Here is a 701-nt window from a genome sequence, read left to right as displayed (position 1 = left end):
ACCGCCCGCGAGGTCCTCCTCATCGGTCTGGACGCAGAGGGCAAGGAGGTCGTCACCGACGATCCACTGACCCTCACCTACGACACCGTCAAGCCGGAACTCTCCCTCACCTCGCCCTCGTCGGGCCAGGACGGACTGGTCCGGGTCGCCGACGGGGTCGTCACGGTGAGCGGCACCGTCTCCGACAATCTCTCCACGACCCCGACGGTCCTGGTCAACGGCAAGGCGGTGGAGGTCTCCCAGGGGGCCTTCTCGGTGGAGCTGAAGGATCTCACCAGCCGCGTGCTCTCCGTCGTGGCCAGTGACGGTGTGAACACCACACAGAAGGTCCTGGTCCTGGATGCGAGTGCCGTGTCCGCAGCGCCCTTGATCGACTCCATGAGCGTGGATCCCTCACGCAGCCCTCTGGTCGCCTTCAACGCCTACTCTGCGGGGATCTCGAAGGCGCAGGACGGCACCCCCGTCCTGACGGTGTCGGGCCGACTGAACCGGAAGCCCTCCACCTTCTCCATCGGTGGGCGGGATGTCACCGTGGCCGAGGACGGCTCGTTCTCCCACGAGGTCCCTCTGGCCACAGGCCTCAACGACACGAACTTCACGCTGGTGGACACCGACGGCACTCCCGTCCTGGCGACCGGTCTGAAGATCTACTACGACGAGACCGCACCGGAACTCACCCTGGAGCGTCCCACATTGCACCC

General features: G+C 66.2%; 1 protein-coding gene. It reads left to right on the top strand.

The window, feature by feature from the left end; all coding sequences use genetic code 11:
• The coding region (locus tag FK530_RS26060; RefSeq protein ID WP_205124254.1) for a hypothetical protein at window positions 1-701 on the top strand (701 nt) is incomplete at both ends.

Source organism: Tsukamurella conjunctivitidis, from assembly GCF_007858475.1.
GTDB lineage: Bacteria > Actinomycetota > Actinomycetes > Mycobacteriales > Mycobacteriaceae > Tsukamurella > Tsukamurella conjunctivitidis.
Note: the sequence above shows the minus strand (reverse complement) of the source record. Positions and strands in the feature narration are given on the sequence as shown.